Annotated in this window: 16 protein-coding genes; 6 read left to right on the top strand and 10 right to left on the bottom strand. The window is 62.4% G+C overall.

Annotation, left to right across the window (positions count from 1 at the left end):
* On the top strand, positions 1-420 hold the full coding sequence (locus CO670_RS27390; protein WP_097593107.1) for a GNAT family N-acetyltransferase: 420 nt from the start codon (positions 1-3) through the stop codon (positions 418-420).
* Positions 421-432: 12 nt separating this feature from the next.
* On the opposite strand, the gene CO670_RS27385 is transcribed toward CO670_RS27390, so the two are convergent.
* Positions 433-1,449, bottom strand: coding sequence for a DUF2125 domain-containing protein (locus CO670_RS27385; RefSeq protein ID WP_097593106.1), 1,017 nt, complete (start codon positions 1,447-1,449; stop codon positions 433-435).
* A 49-nt stretch (positions 1,450-1,498) separates the two neighbouring features.
* Between CO670_RS27385 and CO670_RS27380 the strand changes: the two genes are divergently transcribed.
* Positions 1,499-2,029, top strand: a complete 531-nt coding sequence (locus tag CO670_RS27380; protein WP_088689333.1) for a gamma-glutamylcyclotransferase — start codon at positions 1,499-1,501, stop codon at positions 2,027-2,029.
* Between the two features lie 108 nt (positions 2,030-2,137).
* Here the strand turns inward: CO670_RS27380 and CO670_RS27375 are convergent, their stop codons facing one another.
* The 4 genes from CO670_RS27375 to ftsE all read right to left on the bottom strand — a co-directional run bounded on the left by CO670_RS27375 (position 2,138) and on the right by ftsE (position 5,489).
* The gene (locus CO670_RS27375) at positions 2,138-2,935 is read right to left on the bottom strand and encodes a 1-acyl-sn-glycerol-3-phosphate acyltransferase (protein ID WP_097593105.1); all 798 of its coding nucleotides are present in this window, start codon (positions 2,933-2,935) and stop codon (positions 2,138-2,140) included.
* 104 nt (positions 2,936-3,039) lie between these two features.
* Positions 3,040-3,756: a YdcF family protein gene (locus CO670_RS27370; protein WP_176539034.1), complete on the bottom strand. Its 717-nt coding sequence runs from the start codon at positions 3,754-3,756 to the stop codon at positions 3,040-3,042.
* A gap of 67 nt (positions 3,757-3,823) precedes the next feature.
* Positions 3,824-4,837: an ABC transporter permease gene (locus CO670_RS27365; protein WP_097593104.1), complete on the bottom strand. Its 1,014-nt coding sequence runs from the start codon at positions 4,835-4,837 to the stop codon at positions 3,824-3,826.
* A complete protein-coding gene (ftsE, locus tag CO670_RS27360) occupies positions 4,830-5,489 on the bottom strand; it encodes a cell division ATP-binding protein FtsE (RefSeq protein ID WP_097593135.1) in 660 nt (219 codons plus the stop codon). The genes CO670_RS27365 and ftsE overlap by 8 nt, the downstream gene beginning before the upstream one ends.
* Positions 5,490-5,695: 206 nt before the next feature.
* Between ftsE and CO670_RS27355 the strand changes: the two genes are divergently transcribed.
* From CO670_RS27355 to CO670_RS27345, 3 genes are all read left to right on the top strand, one after another.
* A complete protein-coding gene (locus CO670_RS27355) occupies positions 5,696-6,346 on the top strand; it encodes a hypothetical protein (RefSeq protein WP_097593134.1) in 651 nt (216 codons plus the stop codon).
* 132 nt (positions 6,347-6,478) lie between these two features.
* Entirely contained in the window at positions 6,479-7,021 is a 543-nt protein-coding gene (gene hpt, locus CO670_RS27350; RefSeq protein WP_097593103.1) for a hypoxanthine phosphoribosyltransferase, read from the top strand.
* Between the two features lie 217 nt (positions 7,022-7,238).
* On the top strand, positions 7,239-7,598 hold the full coding sequence (locus CO670_RS27345) for a response regulator (protein WP_010028815.1): 360 nt from the start codon (positions 7,239-7,241) through the stop codon (positions 7,596-7,598).
* 103 nt (positions 7,599-7,701) lie between these two features.
* Here CO670_RS27345 and CO670_RS27340 read toward each other — a convergent pair whose 3' ends face one another.
* From CO670_RS27340 to argH, 4 genes are all read right to left on the bottom strand, one after another.
* Positions 7,702-10,353, bottom strand: coding sequence for a TIGR02302 family protein (locus CO670_RS27340; RefSeq protein ID WP_097593102.1), 2,652 nt, complete (start codon positions 10,351-10,353; stop codon positions 7,702-7,704).
* A gap of 381 nt (positions 10,354-10,734) precedes the next feature.
* Entirely contained in the window at positions 10,735-12,003 is a 1,269-nt protein-coding gene (gene lysA / locus CO670_RS27335; protein WP_097593101.1) for a diaminopimelate decarboxylase, read from the bottom strand.
* An 11-nt stretch (positions 12,004-12,014) separates the two neighbouring features.
* The gene (locus tag CO670_RS27330; protein WP_003582619.1) at positions 12,015-12,209 is read right to left on the bottom strand and encodes a lipoprotein; all 195 of its coding nucleotides are present in this window, start codon (positions 12,207-12,209) and stop codon (positions 12,015-12,017) included.
* A gap of 155 nt (positions 12,210-12,364) precedes the next feature.
* Positions 12,365-13,768, bottom strand: a complete 1,404-nt coding sequence (gene argH / locus CO670_RS27325; protein ID WP_097593100.1) for an argininosuccinate lyase — start codon at positions 13,766-13,768, stop codon at positions 12,365-12,367.
* A gap of 26 nt (positions 13,769-13,794) precedes the next feature.
* On the opposite strand from argH, the gene CO670_RS27320 reads away from it, so the two are divergent.
* Positions 13,795-14,457 carry a TlpA disulfide reductase family protein gene (locus tag CO670_RS27320; protein ID WP_097593133.1) on the top strand — a complete coding sequence of 221 codons (663 nt, stop codon included), beginning with the start codon at positions 13,795-13,797 and terminating at the stop codon, positions 14,455-14,457.
* 301 nt (positions 14,458-14,758) lie between these two features.
* Here the strand turns inward: CO670_RS27320 and CO670_RS27315 are convergent, their stop codons facing one another.
* Positions 14,759-15,640 carry a 3-hydroxybutyryl-CoA dehydrogenase gene (locus CO670_RS27315; RefSeq protein WP_097593099.1) on the bottom strand — a complete coding sequence of 294 codons (882 nt, stop codon included), beginning with the start codon at positions 15,638-15,640 and terminating at the stop codon, positions 14,759-14,761.
* Between the last annotated feature and the right edge of the window lie 171 nt (positions 15,641-15,811).

Below are 15,811 nucleotides of genomic sequence, written 5' to 3'. Positions count from 1 at the left end.
ATGGTGGAGGTGGCGAGCGCGAGCCAGGCGGATATCGATTGGCTGGTGCGCGAGGATGCCAATGCCGGCAAGGCGTGGGTATCGCGTTGCGTGGCGCTCGGCGAATATCTCGTGGCCAGGGAGACCGGCGAGATCGTCGGCTTCCTGCGCTTCTCCCGTTTCTGGGGCAGGATTCCCTATTTGGAAATGATCCGTATCCAGCCTGCCCGTCGCCGGTCGGGCGTCGGCACTGCGCTGTTTCTTGCCTGGGAAGAGGCGATGCGCGCCGAGGGCGCCCGCCTGCTGATGACGTCGAGCGAATGCGACGAGAGCCGGCCTCAGGACTGGCATTGCCGCAACGGATTTACCGAAACCGGCGCCATCGAGCTGCCCGGCTTGCAATCGGTGCCCGAGGTTTTCTTCATCAAACACATCGGCTGAAGGCAGAGCCTGTCAGATCGGCGGTATCCGGCCGAGCGGGATGAAACCACTGACGGTGGCGTTGCCGTGATCGACGACGAGATCGACCGAGACCTTGTCCTTGCCACCGGCAAGCGACTGCAGGAGCTTCGTCGCTGTGTTGACGCTCGATGCAATGTCGGGGAAGGCCTGTTTCAGGCTGTCGCCCCAGGGCCCGAGCTGTTCGATCTCCAGCTTGAATTTTCCGGAGAGAAAACCCTGCTCGTCAAAGGAGAAGGGGCCGGTCAGCGTCATCACCTTGCCATCGCCGATATCGGCGACGATGCGGCGCAGCTCGCCGGCGGAGCCGTTGAGGCCGTTCGGATCGCTGCCGTCGATCAGCCCGGCCTTGCCGGCGACGGTGAGATCGATGCTGGCGGAGAGTTTCGGGAAGATCTGCGGCCAGTCCTTGATCGCGGTGTTTGCATCCTCCACGGAGATCGCTCCGTCGAGATCGGCTCCGTTCTGGCGTAAGTGAATTTCAGTGCGGGCCGCATCGAAGTTGACGGTCTGGCCGGTGAACGAGGAAACCGCCGTTGCCTTCAGGCCCTCGATGACCGTCGAGCTGCGGTCGATGCCTTTCAGCCTGGTGGCGAGGCTCGCCTGGAGATTCGTCCATTGCGCCGAGATCGTCAGGCCGTTGGTGGTGCGGATCTCCGCCGGCGAATCGAGTTCCCAGACGATATTGCCGGGCGCATAGACCTGTGCGGCCGAACGCAGTGCGCCGAAGGTGGCGGAGACGCCGTTGACATTGTCGTCGACATCGACCTTGGAGCAGAACAAGCCGATGCGGAAGGGATAGCCGCGGAATTCGATATCGGCGCATTCGCCGCTGACGCCCGCCTGGTCGCGGGGCGCGATCGCTTTCAGCACCGTGGTCTTCAGCGCCGACGCGGCATAGAACCAGCCGCCGGTATAGAGCGCGATCGCCAGGAGAATGGCGCCGCCCAGCAACCAGAATTTCTTGCTACTGCCAGATTGGCCGCTGCCGGATCGGCTTGACGCTGCCATGATGTTCTCCAATGGTGAATCGCAAAGTGATTCCGGTCTGGCGTGCGATATGGACGAATTTTGGGTGTTTGGCTACGGCTCGCTGATGTGGAATCCGGGCTTCGAGTTCCTGGAACGGGCAGAGGCTCTGGTGCATGGTTACAGGCGTTCGCTCTGCGTGCGCTCCTTCGTCCATCGCGGCACGCGTGACAATCCGGGCCTCGTTCTCGGCCTCGACAGGGGTGGGGCCTGCCGCGGCATGGCGTTCCGCATTGCGCCCGACAAGTGGGACGAGGTGATCGATTATCTGCGCGCCCGCGAGCTCGTCACCAACGTCTATCTGGAACGCCGGGTGCGACTGCAGTTTGCCGGCGGCCGCAGGGTGGAGGCGGTGACCTACATTGCCGATCGCGGCCACGAGCAATATGCCGGTACGCTCGATGCCCTTGCGGCGGCGCGGGTGGTGAACGAGGCCAAGGGGCAATCCGGCCCGAACGATGCCTATGTCTTCAACACGCTTGCGCATCTGAAGCAGATGGGCATCCGGGACCATTGGCTGGAGCAGGTCGTCGACGAAGTGGAGCGGCTGCGCGCCGCCTAGAACAGGAGGATTTTAGGCCCGTTGGCCTAAAATCTGAATCCTGTTCTAAATTAAAGAGTTAGAGCATGATGCCGAAAACCGCTCACACTTTTCGGCATCATGCTTTAGTCACGCCGTGGCGGCGTTCACCTTGCGCAGTTCGGCCAGCCTTTTGACTGCCGTCGGCGGCAAGGGCAGATGCGGATTGCGTTCGACGGTATCGATGAGAAGCTCGTCGCTCGCCTGTTCCGTGACCTCGATCAGATGGGCGAAGAAGGCGTCGGGATCCATGCCCGGCATGATCGGCGGCAGGATCCTCACCTTGAAATGGCCGGGGTAACGGCGGATGCTCCGACGCGGCCAGAAGAGGCCGGGATGCATGGCGATCGGCACGACGGGGATGCCAAGGTCGCGGTACATGCGGGCGATGCCGTATTTATAGACCGGTTCCGCGCCCGGCGGACGGCGGGTGCCCTCGGGATAGATGATGAGCTGGCGGCCGGTGGCAAGCTCTTCCCTCGTGCGTTTCAGCACCTCCACCATCACCTTGCCGCGGGCGCCGCGATCGACCGGGATCATGCGCTGCTTCTTGGCATACCAGCCGAAGAGCGGAATCCACATCAGCTCGCGCTTCAGGATGTAGACCGGGTCCTTGAGCCGGGGCAGCAGCGCATAGGTATCCCAGAAGGATTGATGCTTCGGCGCCAGGATGTAGCTGCCGTCGGGCAGGTTCTCCAGGCCTTCGATTTCGAAGGTCGTGCCGACGATCACGCGCATCAGCCAGTGATTGGAGCGCGCCCAGTTCTTCGGGATTTCATAGGCGGTCAGACGCGGCACCACGAAATAATAGGGCGAGAGCACGATCATCCGGATGATGAGGTTGGCATAGAAGATCGTGTTGAAGAGGACGGAACGCAGGGCGATCATGAAATTTTCCCGAGGCATGCTCACGCGACCGGCCTACACGATATTGCCCGTCATAAAAAGCGTTTGATGATGCCCCAGAACAGGATTCATTTTTAGGTCAGGCCTCAGTCGGCGGCGGAGACGCTGGCCGAGCGCAGTCCGGTGTGGCGGCCGAAGCCGGTAATGTTGCGGGCGCCGGCCAGGAGCACCTTTACATATTCGGCGAGCATGACGCGCATCGCGTTCGGATCGGTAAACCAGTTGCGGGTCTTCAAATCCGAATTGACGACGGGATAGGGGATGAACTCGATGTCGGGATCGACATAGGAGAGTTCGGCGAGGCTGCGCGGCATGTGGTAATTGTTGGTGACGACGAGGACGCTCCTGTATCCCCTCGCGTGGATCCAGTTGGAGGCTTCCTCGGCATTGCCGATCGTGTCGATGGCGTCGTGGCCGATATCGACGCAGCAGGAGAAGAGATCGGCCGAGCCCTGCGTCATCTTGCGGATCTGCGCCGGTGTCGTCGTCGGGTGGACGCCTGAGATCAGCAGCCGCTTGCCCGCGCCCTTCTGCAGCAGTTCCACGGCCTGATCGATGCGCTGATAACCGCCGGTCAGCACCACGATCGCGTCTGCCTTCGGCTCGACCGGCGGCTTCAGCGTCGTCACCGAATCGGCAAAACGCAGGAAACCGCCGAACACCAGGGCGATCGCCAGCACGCAGGCAAAGCCGCCCCAGCGCAGCAGGCGGCGGATCGGGCCGCGCCGCGGCGGCAGACCCGCCGGGCGCTGAAGCTCCGGGTCCTGCCGAATCGGGTTGCGTGTCGTATGGCCCATGGTCATGAATCGTGATTATACGCTGATTGCGGCGCAGAACAGACGCTGACATGACAAAACGGCACGGTTGCGATCAACTTGCGATGCCGTCGGTCCGTGTCGGGTCCGAACGCAATGTATCGATTTCGTAGATCGTCCGCATGACGGTCAGCCGCGCGGTGAATGTCGTGAGCAGCGCGATGACGATCATCGTCGCGAAGATGCCGGCATAACCGAGCACGCCGACGGAGAAAGTACCGAAAAGCGCCGTCGCCTGGTCGGTCTCCGGGGTTGCCAGCGTGCGGCTCTGCCAGAAGCCTGCCGTGGCGAAAAACAGCGCGGCAAGCGCGCTGCCGATCGCCGAGCCCTTGAGGCTGATCTTCAGGAAATGCTTCTGGAATTCGGTGGCGACGAAGGAGCTTTCGGCGCCGACGAAATGCAGCACTTCGACGATGTGGCGGTTGCCCGACAGCGCGCCGCGCGTGGCGAAGACGACGGTCAGCACCATTGCCGAGAATACCAGCAGCAGGATGCCGGTGCCGATCAGCACCGTCGTATGCGCCATGGAGACCAGCCGATCGACCCAGGTGCGGTGGTCGTCGAGGCTCGCCTGCGGGATGCTCTCCTTGAGCAATCCCCGCATTGCTTCGAAATCCGGCGGATTGCTCTCGTCGATGGTGATGACGACGAGGCGGGGAACGGGCAGGTCCTTGAGATCGAGACCGGGGCCGAGCCAGGGTTCCAGCAGGCGGGCGGTGGCCGCCTCGTCGACGATCTGGCCGCTCTTGGTGCCGACGAAGGTCAAGGCCAGGTCGCGCGCCTGAGCCAGCGCCTTTTCCATGTCGAGCTTGTCGTCCGGCTTGATCTGGATGGTGATCTCGCGGGAGATCTGGCTCTCCCAGCTTGCCGCGGTCGAGCGCACCATGCTGACGCCGCCGAGCGTCAGGCAGGCAAGGAAGGCCATGATCGATATGACCACCATCAGGGCGTTGCCCTGGATGTTGGAGGGCGGCAGGATCGGCGCCGTCGGGCGCACGCGCATTTCCGGCCGCTTCTGCTGGTTTTGCGCCGGCGCCTTTTCTCGGTCTCTGGATGGGGGCTCAGTCATAGATATCGAGGTGCCCCCCCGAAAGAATCATGCGGCGGGCTTCCACCTGCTCCATCAGCGCCAGGTCGTGGGTGGCGATCACCACGGCGGTGCCGAGCCGGTTCAGCTCGAGGAAAAGATTGAGCAAGCGCCGGGCCATGGGCGGATCGACATTGCCGGTCGGCTCGTCGGCGAGCAGCACTTCCGGCCGGTCCATCAGCGCCCGGGCGATCGCGGCACGCTGCTTTTCGCCGCCGGAAAGCACGGGCGGCAGGACGTTGATGCGTTCGCCGAGGCCGACCCATTTGAGGAGCTCGATGACGTCGGTCTTGTAGGAGCTCTCTTCCTTGCCGCGCACCCGTAAGGGCAAAGCGACATTCTCATAGGTGGTGAGATGGTCGAGGAGGCGGAAATCCTGAAAGACGATGCCGACGCGGCGGCGCAGCAGCGGCAGTTCGGGGCGGGGGATTTCGGAAATATCGCGCCCGAACATGCGGATCAGGCCACGCGTCGGCTGCAGCGACATGAAGAGCAGCCTGAGCAGCGTCGTCTTGCCGGCGCCCGATGGGCCCGTCAGGAACTGAAAGGATTTCTTCGGAATGTCGAAGGTCAGGTCCCGGAGGATTTCCGGGCCCATGCCATAGCGCAAACCGACATTCTCGAAGTGGATCAACGGGCAGCTCAGTCTGTTCTTGGTTTCACCGCGCGACTTGTTAACCAACACCGTTAACAGCCGGTAAATTTTCCCGGAAAGACGCCCGTTTGATGGCAATCTTTGCGAAGCATTAACCATTAAAATTTACGACTGAGGAGGATTCGTTTCAATGCCAAGATTTCGACCGGCATCGAAACCATGTGGACATCTGCGAGGCAGCCACCATGGAAGCATCCTCCTTCAGCCGCCGGGCGCCGGGTCAGGCCTATGATTTCCTGCCGCCGGAACCCGCACGCCGCCAATACCGCACGGCACGCCCTGCCGATATTTCCGACGCCGAGTTCGTGACGGTCGGCAAAGTCCGGCCAAGGGAATTCAACGCAAGGACCTATAACGACAATCGCAGACGCATGGCCGCGGCAAGCGGCGCGCAGCCGCCGCTTCTGCCAACGATGGCTTCGGTTCTGCGGGCGGCGGAAGCCTGGTTGCAGCGCGCGTCTCTGCGCAGCTTCGCGGTATTGGTGCTGGGACTTGCCGTGCTCGTCTTCGGGCTTGCAGGCGGCTTTTCCGGCCTTTCCGCCGAGGGGGCCGCCGCCGGAGCGCCACTGCATTTCACCCATGTGACCGTGACGCCGCGTGATGCCAACGGCATGCGCGTGCTTGATATCAACGGCATCATCGAAAACGAAAGCGGCACGACGCAGACGGTGCATCCGATCCGCGCCGATCTCGTGACCGACGAACGGCTGACGGCAAGCATCGTCATCGAACCGCCGGCCGACGTCGTCTATGCCGGTCAAAGCCGGGGTTTCTCGGCCCGCGTCCAGCATGCCGGCGGCAAGGTGCCGGAAGTCAGGCTTTCCTTCCTGCCTTAGCGCCGCAGGGGGCATGACGGCCGGCTTCCCGCCGCAGGACGCACGAATCGCGTTAATTTCATGCCCGGCGAGGCTGTTTCATGCCTGCATATGTGCTAACGGCTTACCTTCTTTTTCATGGAGCAAGCCCCTATGCCTGTCGTGCGCGGAAAAAACATCGAGCCGCTCTTCACCGCCGAGCAGATCGCCGAGCGCAATCATTCGATGGCGCGGGAAATCGCCAATGGTCCAACCAAGGACCTGCTCGTCATCGCCGTGCTCAAGGGCTCCTTCATCTTCGCGGCGGACCTGATCCGCGCCCTGCATGGCACCGGGCTTGCCCCGGAGGTCGAGTTCATCACGCTGTCGAGCTACGGCAGCGGCACCGTTTCCCAGGGTGTGCGCATCGTCAAGGATATCGACAGCGACGTGCACGGCCGCGACGTGCTGCTGATCGACGATATCCTTGAATCCGGCCGGACGCTGCTTTTTGCCAAGGAGCTGCTCTTCGAGCGCGGCGCGCGCAACGTCACGATCGCCGTGCTGCTCGACAAGCGCGTCAAGCGCAAGGAAAAGCTGGAAGCCGATTATGTCGGCTTCGAATGCCCCGATTATTTCGTCGTCGGCTACGGCATGGATGTCGCTTATGCCTTTCGCGAATTGCCCTTCGTCGGCGTGGTTACCGGCGACGCCTGAGCTGCCGCATAACGCCTTAAATCGGAATCGATTTAAAAAAATTAAGCAGCGATTCAAAGTGTTACAGCGTCCTTTGCGTGTCCTTCAGACGCGCGGCGCTGTCATGGGATCAAAGACGGGTTGTTAACCATCCCGTCCATCGCTTCGCCATCTTTACCGATCGAAAAGGAAAGTCTGGTGATTTCCGTCGCGGGGCTGAAGACGGAGCAATGCACATATGGCAAGAATTCTGATTACGGAAGACGAGGACTCCCTGCGGTCTTTCGTAGCCCGGGCCTTGCGGCTCGACGGTCACGAGACCGATGAAGCGGCCGACGGCGCCGAAGGGCTGGAGAAGCTGAAGGACGGGGTCTACGATCTGCTGCTGTCGGATATCCGCATGCCCGTGATGGACGGCATCGAGCTCGCCCATCAGGCAAAGGATGCGTTTCCTGCTTTGAAGATCCTGCTGATGACCGGCTATGCCGAACAGCGCGAGCGCGCCGACGACCTCGCGGAAAAGATTATCGACGTCGTCGCCAAGCCCTTCGCGCTTCCCGATATACGCAAGGCTGTCGCCCGGGCGCTCGTCGCTTAACGCATTTTCATTTTTTCCAATTCACGCGTAACCCCGGAAATCGATTGGGATTTCCGGGGTTACGCGCGTCGAAGCCTGATGCAAATTGCTTGGTGACGTCGGCCTACTGGATATCCAGCAGCCGTTCGAGATAGCGCCGCTCCATTTCCTGCGGCGGATTGTTGCCGAGCTTTTCGCGGATCGCATCGAGAATTTCCCGCGCCCGCTGGACGTCGATTTCGTCAGGCACCTTCACGCCGTCGTCGTCGATATAGCCCTTGCTCATGCGTGGCCGTCCGAGCGGATCGCGGCCGTTCTGATCGCCTTGGCCGACCTGGCCGTTCGGGCCCTGTCCCTGTTGGCCCCGCTGCGCCTGCATCATCTGGTTCATCATGTCGCGGGCGCCCTGGCGAAGGGCTTCCAGCGCGCGGCCCTGGTTCTCGACGGCCGTGTCGCCGCGGCCCTGGCCGAGCTCGCGGCCGGCGCCGTCCATCTCGCGTTGAGCCTGGCCGAAGCCCGGGCCGGGCTTCATGCCCATTTCGCCGAGTTTCTTCTGCAATTCGCCAAGCTGCTTGCCCAGCGCATCCTGCTGGGCGCGCAGCTGTTTCAACGCCTCCCGCAGCTGCTCGGCCGTCATCTGATCGGAAGGCTGCTGGTCCTCGCCTTGCTGGCCTTGCTGCTGGTCCCGCGGCTCGCCGTTCTCGCCCGGGGTCATCTGGTCGAGGAGCGGATCGTTCTCGCCCATATCGGATTCGCCGCGCTGCATGCGATCCTTGAGCTGCTGATCGAGGCGGAAGGTCTCTTCCATCAGCTTCTGCTGGTCGCGCAGGATCTCGCCGAGCTTGTCGATCTGCTTGCGGGCTTCGCTGTTTTCCTGGCCCTGCTGGCCACGTTGCGGGCGCCCGGCCTGCAGGTTGTTCATCATGCGCTGCAATTCCGAGAGCATCTGCTGGGCCGCGTCGCGATTGCCGGAGCGGGCGAGATTCTCGATCTGGTCCATCATCCGTTCCAGATCCTGCTGGCGCAGAATGTTCTGCGCATTCTGGTTCGGCTGCATCGGGGCGTTCTGCATGCGCTGGGCAAGCTCGGTCAGGTAATCCTGCATCGCCTTGCGCAGCTCATCCATCAGCTTCTTGATCTCCTCGTCGGGCGCATTGCGGTTCAGCGCATCGGCGAGCTTCTGCTGGGCTTCGCGCAGCTTGCGCTCGGCCAGCGAAAGATCACCATCCTCCATGCCAAGCGCAATTTCCCAGAGATATTGAGCCGTATCCTTCAGCGCATCCTCGCCTTTTGCGAGCTTCATGCGGGCCAAGGCGGATTCCAGCAGCAGATAATTGGTGAGTTTGGGAATAGTCTCCTCAGGACGAATGGTCAGCGCCTCGTTCAGCGCGATCGCCTGCGGCATCTTGCGCGTGTCGAGGGCGAAGACCTGCCGCTCCTCGGCGACGGCCGCGGCAAGCGGCTCGTTGAAGGGCCGCGAGGGCAGGATCATCGCATGCGGCGGGCTGCGGCCGGTCTGGCCGGCGGCATCCTTGGCGACGAGGGTGATGCGCACGCGCTTGCCGGCAAGCGGATGTTCGGTCAGGTTCCGGCTGGTCACGCCCTTGGCGTCGCGGGCGTTGCGGCGGGGAATATCCAGCCGGTATTCCGGTAGCGGATAGAGCGGCGTCGCCGTCGGATCGGCTTCGACCGGTACGATTTCCGCATGCGCCTCCTGCACGCCGTAATCGTCCTTGACGGTGAAGCCGATTTCGAGCGCGCCGTTGACGCTCGGCTTCGGCATGCCGTCGAAGGCGATTTCAGGCGCCTTGTCGGGCAGCACGTCGAAGCTCCAGCGGCGGCCATTGACCTCGAGCGCGCCGTTTTCCTCGAGCTTCATCACATGGGTCTGCGCGACGAGGGCATTGTTGGCAGGTGCACCGGCCGTCGGCTGCTCGCCGGCGGGCGCCGCTGCCTGTAGCGGCTTTGTGTCCGCCTGCACGGGGATATCCCGCGCCTCGCCGTTCGCCTTGCGGAAGACCACCTTTTCGGCCGTCTTTCCGCCGCTGACGCGCACGGTGAGGCCCGAAAATTGCGGAATGCCGATTGCCGCCTGCTCGCTGCCGTCGGCTGTAAGATAAACCGGCGCGCGGCCGGTATAGGAGGGCGGCGTCACCCAAGCGTCGATCCGCACTGCTGGGTCGACGGTCACCTGTTCGGGGGCCGCCTGCAGGGCGTCGCCCATCGAGCCGCCGTTGATCGACAGCGAATAGCCGAAGGCCGTGACGACAAGCAGCGCCGGAATGGCGCGAAGGGCGAAGCGGTCATGAGCGGCGATATCGGGCCTCGGCATGCCGGCATCGAGGGCGGCGATCTTCTCGGCCATGCGCGCCTGGTGCTCGCGCCAAAGCGCCCGGGCGAACGGCGTATCGAAGGCCGGATCGTCTTCCTGGACGGTGACCGGCTGGTGCGGCAGACCGTTGCGTTCTTCCAGCATGCGGTCGGCTTCGGCGACCTTCGGCCAGCGCAGATTGCGGAAGGGGACGAGCGAGACGAGGAACGTGGCGGCGAAAGCGATCAGCAGCAGGATGCGCATCCAGTCCGGCACGCTGCGGAAGAGACCGAACCAGGAGGCGGAGAGATAAAAAGCGATGACCGACAGGACCGGCATCAGCGGCGGCAGCAACTGCTCGAAGAAGAGCACGATGCGCGCCAACAGGCGCTTCGTCGTTACCAGCCGGGCAAGCGAGGGACGGAGCGCGAATGCACCTTTCTTCTGCCTCGTAGGGCTTGTCATCGGTCCGGTCTCCGCGATCTGGCGTTCTGGTACAGAGGGCGCTTCCGGCGATTGCGGGGCAATACGCTCATGATTGACAAGGATAACACTCTTTGTGGCGAAGGCGAGGGCGAGCGGCCGGTAATACCGGCTTTTCACGTTTGTTCGCCAAAAAGTGATGGCTGCTTAAAGCGCGTCGCGATCTTTCAGATCGCTCCTCGCGCTTAAGTCTTTGTTTTACGCATGTCGTGATGGCAAAAACCGCTGCGCACTTTTGCGCGACATGCCTTAGAACAGGAATGATTTTAGGCCTGCCCGGCCTAAAATCTGAATCCTGTTCTAAATTAAAGAGTTAGAGCATGATGTCGCCTGAAAGCCGCTCACACTTTTCGGCATCATGCTCTAATCGAGCCAGGCCGGAACCGAATCGAGACCGATCAGTTCGGCGTAGGTTCTACGCGGGCGAATCGTATGAAAATCGCTGCCCTTGACCAGAACTTCGGGCACCAGCAGGCGGCTGTTATAGGTACCTGCCTGCACCGCGCCATAGGCGCCGGCGGTGCTGACGGCGATCAGATCGCCGGGCTTCGGCATCGCCATCTCACGGTCGAGCGCCAGGTAGTCGCCGGTCTCGCAGACGGGGCCGACGACGTCGGCGCGGATGCGCGGGGCGTTGGCCGCCGAAATCGTGACCGGACGGATCTCGTGATAGGCCTCGTAGAGGGTCGGACGGATGAGATCGTTCATCGCGCCATCGACGATGACGAAGGTCTTCTCGCCGCCATCCTTCACATAGAGGACCTCGGTCACGAGGATGCCGGCATTGCCGACGATCAGGCGGCCGGGCTCGGTGATGATCTTGCAGTTGAGGCCGCGCAGCTGGTTCTTGACGATCGCCGCATAGGCATCGGGCAGCGGCGGCGGATTGTTGTCGTCCTTATAGGGGACGCCGAGGCCGCCGCCGATATCGACGTGGTGGATGGTGTGGCCATCGGCGCGCAGCGTCGCGACGAGGTCGCTGAGCAGCTTGAAGGCGTCGTCGAAGGGCTGCAGCTCGGTGATCTGGCTGCCGATATGCATGTCGATGCCGGTCACTTCGATGCCCGGCAGCTTGGCGGCATGGGCGTAGATGGCGCGGGCGCGCTCCCAGGAGATGCCGAACTTGTTTTCCTTCTTGCCGGTCGAGATCTTTGAATGCGTCTTTGCATCGACATCCGGGTTGATGCGGAAGGAGACCGGCGCCTTCTTGCCGGCATTGACGGCGCGCTGGTTGAGGATCTCGAGCTCGGGTTCGGATTCGACGTTGAAGCAGTAGATGCCGGCCTCAATGGCGAAATCCATCTCCTGCGGCGTCTTGCCGACGCCGGAAAACATGATGCGGTCCGCCGGAATGCCGGCGGCAAGCGCGCGGCGCAGCTCGCCTTCCGAGACGACGTCGATGCCGGCGCCGAGGCGGCCAAGCGTCTTCAGCACCGCCTGGTTCGAATTCGCCTTCATCGCGTAGCAGACCATGGAGTCGACATCGGCGAAGGCTTCGGAGAAGACGCGGTAATGGCGTTCCAGCGTTGCGGTGGAATAGACATAGAAGGGCGTGCCGACCGCCTTGGCGATCTCGGGAACGGGGACGTTCTCGGCGTGAAGGATGCCGTCGCGGTACTCGAAATGGTTCACGGGCTTATGCCTTAAAGAAGAGGATCGAGAAGGAAGGGCTTGTCGACAGTGCCCGGCTGTTTCGTCGGCTTGGAAACGTCGCCTTCTTTCGTTGCCGCAGCACTCGGCGGATCGAGGTCGCCCTTGCGTCCGCATCCGGCAACGGCAAGGCCGATGACGGCGAGCACCGCCGTCAGGCGGATGAGGTGCGGCAAGCTCTTCTGCATGGATATCCTCTTGTACGAGATATGGCGGACATCATTCATTTCGAATGATGGGGATCTTCATAGCGAAGTTTATCCGCCTTGTGCACCCTGATTGTTGGACGGTCCTGCCGGCCTTGCGCGAGGGGCGGGGCGGCTTTCGCCGCGCCCGGCATTTCTCAGTTGCGGGCGCGCCAGAAGGCGATCTGCTTGCGCACCTCGGAGGGCGCCGTGCCGCCGAAGCTCTTGCGGCTGGCGACGGATGCTTCCACCGTCAGTACGTCATAGACCTTGTCGGTGATCGCGGAGTGGATCGCCTGCAGGTCGGGCAGCGAGAGCTCGGCCAGGTCGCAGCCCTTGCTTTCGGCCAGCGCCACGGCGCGGCCGGTGACGTGATGGGCATCGCGGAAGGGCAGGCCCGCTTCGCGCACCAGCCAGTCGGCAAGGTCGGTCGCAGTCGAAAAGCCCGAGCCGGCGGCAGCCTTCATGCGCGCGGTGTTGACGGTCATGTCGCGCACCATGCCGGTCATGGCGGCGATGGCGAGCTCCAGGCTCTCGGCCGCGTCGAAGACCTGTTCCTTGTCTTCCTGCATGTCCTTGGAATAGGCGAGCGGCAGGCCCTTCATGATCGTCAGCAGTGCCACCAGCGAGCCGTTGATGCGGCCGGTCTTGGCGCGCACCAGCTCGGCTGCGTCAGGGTTCTTCTTCTGCGGCATGATCGAGGAGCCGGTCGAGAAGGCGTCGGACAGGCGCACGAAACCGAACTGCGGGGTCGACCAGATGACGATCTCTTCCGCCAGGCGCGACAGGTGCATGCCCGCAATCGCGGCGATCGACAGGAACTCGATGGCGAAGTCACGGTCGGAGACCGTGTCGATTGAGTTGCGGGTCGGCTCGCGGAAGCCGAGAGCCTTGGCCGTCATGTGGCGATCGATCGGATAGCCGGTGCCGGCCAGCGCAGCAGCGCCGATCGGGCTTTCGTCCAGATGCTCGATGGCGTGGCGCACACGCGAGCGGTCGCGCCCGAACATTTCGACATAGGCCATGCAGTGATGGCCGAAAGTAACCGGCTGGGCGGTTTGCAGGTGGGTGAAGCCCGGCATAACGCTTTCGGCATGTTCCTCGGCGCGGTCGAGGAAGGCGGCGATCAGGCCGGTCAGCATCCGTTCGGTTTTCTGCAGCTCTTCCTTCACCCAAAGGCGGAAGTCGAGCGCCACCTGGTCGTTGCGCGAGCGGGCGGTGTGCAGCCGGCCGGCGGCCGGCCCGATCAGCGTCGCCAGGCGCGCTTCGATGTTCATGTGGATGTCTTCGAGCCGGCGCGAGAATTCGAAATTGCCGCTTTCGATTTCTGACAGGATCGTGTTTAGCCCGTGAACGATCTTGTCCTTATCGTCCGATGAAATGATCCCCTGATGGGCGAGCATCGTTGCATGGGCGACCGAACCGCGGATATCCTGTGCGAATAGCTTCTTGTCGAAACCGATCGAGGCATTTATCTCCTCCATGATCGCGTCCGGGCCGGAGGCGAAGCGCCCACCCCACATCTGGTTGGAGGATTTGGTGTCCGTGTTGCTCTCGGCCATGGAAGATGCCCGTCCTGGAGAATGAAATGACGACGAAAAAACCCTTCGGCCTGCCGTCCGTAAAACTGATCGCAATCGCCGCCGTCGCAGGCGTCGTTGCGGGTGCGGCAGCGGTATACGTGAAGGAGACGGGGATTGGCAATGGCATCGGCAGCAGCGCTTCGGCCGAATGCCCGCTGGCGAAGGAGCGAGCCGCCAATCTGACGCCGCTGATGAAGGGACAGGTTGCCGCCATGGTGGCGGCCAACGAGCCGCGCAAGCTGGCGGCGGTTTCCTTCAATGGTCCCGACGGCAAACCGATGACGCTCGATCATTTCGCGGGCAAGACCGTGCTTCTCAATCTCTGGGCCACCTGGTGCGTGCCTTGCCGCGAGGAGATGCCGGCCCTGAACGCGCTGGAAAAGGAGATGGGAAGCGACAAGTTCCAGGTCGTGCCGGTCAATATCGACACCGGCGACGATGAGAAGCCGAAGAGTTTCCTGAACGAAATCGGCGTCGATGCGCTGCAGCTTTACCGCGACAACACGATCGGGGTGTTCAACAGCCTGAAGAAGGAGGGGCTCGCCTTCGGCCTGCCGGTGACGCTGCTGCTCGACGACAAGGGCTGCCTGATCTCCGCCATGAACGGCCCCGCCGCCTGGGACAGCGACGACGCCAAGGCTTTGATCAAGGGTGCGATCGGCTCCTAAGAGTATTGCTCAGGAGTCGCCGTCTCCTCTGATGAGGAAAACGCCCGCAATTCCGATAAGGACGCAGCACTGCAGCAGGAACATGGGTGTTTCGGTCGACATGGCGTTTCCTCCCGTTCCCGGCAAGGAAAGCATGTCGGGGGCGTTCGGTCCACTCGCCCTTTCTAGTGATGGTCCGAAGCGCGTGGCGATCTTTCAGATTCGCTCCTTCCGCTTCAGTCCTTGTTTTACGCATGTGGTTGCGGCAAAAGCGCTTCGCGCTTTGCCTGAGAATACCGCTGCACAGTTTGCGCGACATGCTTTAGCGGGTCGGGACCGGCACTTCACCGCGATAGTCGTAGAAGCCGCGGCCGGATTTGCGTCCGAGCCAGCCGGCTTCGACATATTTTACCAGCAGCGGACAGGGGCGGTACTTCGAATCCGCCAGGCCGTCATGCAGCACCTGCATGATCGAGAGGCAGGTATCGAGGCCGATGAAATCGGCAAGCTGGAGCGGTCCCATCGGATGGTTGGCGCCGAGTTTCATCGCCGTATCGATGGCATCGACCGTGCCGACGCCTTCGTAAAGGGTATAGATCGCCTCGTTGATCATCGGCAGCAGGATGCGGTTGACGATGAAGGCCGGGAAGTCTTCGGCGACCGTGACGGTCTTTTCCAGCGAGGCGACGAACTCCTTGGCGGCCGTGAACGTCTTTTCGTCGGTGGCGATGCCGCGCACCAGCTCGACCAGCTTCATGACCGGAACCGGATTCATGAAATGTATGCCCATGAAGCGCTCGGCGCGGTCGGTGGCGGCGGCAAGCCGGGTGATGGAAAGGGATGACGTGTTGGTGGCGAGTAGCGCCTCCGGCTTCAGCACCGGGCAGACTTGCGTATAGATCTTGCGCTTGACGCTTTCGTCCTCGGTGGCGGCCTCGATGACAAGGTCGGAGGGAGCGAGATCGTTGACATCGGCGGAGCCGCTGATGCGCGCCAGGGTCGCCTTGCGCTCCTCGTCGGTCATCTTGCCGTTCGTCACCAGCCGGGCGAGGTTGCCGTTTATGGTGGCGAGGCCGGATTCGATGCGGTCCTGCGAGAGATCGTAGATGTAAACCCTGTAACCTGCGGCGGCCGAAACATGCGCGATGCCGCAGCCCATCTGGCCGGCGCCGATGATACCAATATTCTTCAACACCGCACTCATCTCCAAACCCCCGCTCGGCAATCGCCCCCGCGTTGCCGATTATTTTAGCATTACTGCCGGACGAAAGATCGCCCGGCAGCAGATAAAAGACAATTTTCCTGTCATTCGCAAGTGCGAAAGAAAAGCATGGCGCCCGCTCAGAGCGCCTTTTGCAATTCCGGCAGTGCGTCG

The sequence above is a fragment of the Rhizobium sp. J15 genome, assembly GCF_002531825.1.
Classification (GTDB): Bacteria; Pseudomonadota; Alphaproteobacteria; order Rhizobiales; family Rhizobiaceae; genus Rhizobium.
Note: the sequence above shows the minus strand (reverse complement) of the source record. Positions and strands in the feature narration are given on the sequence as shown.

Excerpts from the sequence above, each read along its gene's own strand:
- CO670_RS27365 (WP_097593104.1), bottom strand. The coding sequence starts at position 4,837 with ATGACTGAGCCCCCATCCAGAGACCGAGAAAAGGCGCCGGCGCAAAAC.
- argH (WP_097593100.1), bottom strand. The coding sequence starts at position 13,768 with ATGGCCGAGAGCAACACGGACACCAAATCCTCCAACCAGATGTGGGGT.
- CO670_RS27380 (WP_088689333.1), top strand. The coding sequence starts at position 1,499 with ATGGACGAATTTTGGGTGTTTGGCTACGGCTCGCTGATGTGGAATCCG.
- CO670_RS27320 (WP_097593133.1), top strand. The coding sequence starts at position 13,795 with ATGACGACGAAAAAACCCTTCGGCCTGCCGTCCGTAAAACTGATCGCA.
- hpt (WP_097593103.1), top strand. The coding sequence starts at position 6,479 with ATGCCTGTCGTGCGCGGAAAAAACATCGAGCCGCTCTTCACCGCCGAG.
- CO670_RS27390 (WP_097593107.1), top strand. The coding sequence starts at position 1 with ATGGTGGAGGTGGCGAGCGCGAGCCAGGCGGATATCGATTGGCTGGTG.
- CO670_RS27340 (WP_097593102.1), bottom strand. The coding sequence starts at position 10,353 with ATGACAAGCCCTACGAGGCAGAAGAAAGGTGCATTCGCGCTCCGTCCC.
- CO670_RS27345 (WP_010028815.1), top strand. The coding sequence starts at position 7,239 with ATGGCAAGAATTCTGATTACGGAAGACGAGGACTCCCTGCGGTCTTTC.
- CO670_RS27330 (WP_003582619.1), bottom strand. The coding sequence starts at position 12,209 with ATGCAGAAGAGCTTGCCGCACCTCATCCGCCTGACGGCGGTGCTCGCC.
- CO670_RS27315 (WP_097593099.1), bottom strand. The coding sequence starts at position 15,640 with ATGAGTGCGGTGTTGAAGAATATTGGTATCATCGGCGCCGGCCAGATG.
- CO670_RS27375 (WP_097593105.1), bottom strand. The coding sequence starts at position 2,935 with ATGATCGCCCTGCGTTCCGTCCTCTTCAACACGATCTTCTATGCCAAC.
- CO670_RS27385 (WP_097593106.1), bottom strand. The coding sequence starts at position 1,449 with ATGGCAGCGTCAAGCCGATCCGGCAGCGGCCAATCTGGCAGTAGCAAG.
- CO670_RS27370 (WP_176539034.1), bottom strand. The coding sequence starts at position 3,756 with ATGACCATGGGCCATACGACACGCAACCCGATTCGGCAGGACCCGGAG.
- CO670_RS27355 (WP_097593134.1), top strand. The coding sequence starts at position 5,696 with ATGGAAGCATCCTCCTTCAGCCGCCGGGCGCCGGGTCAGGCCTATGAT.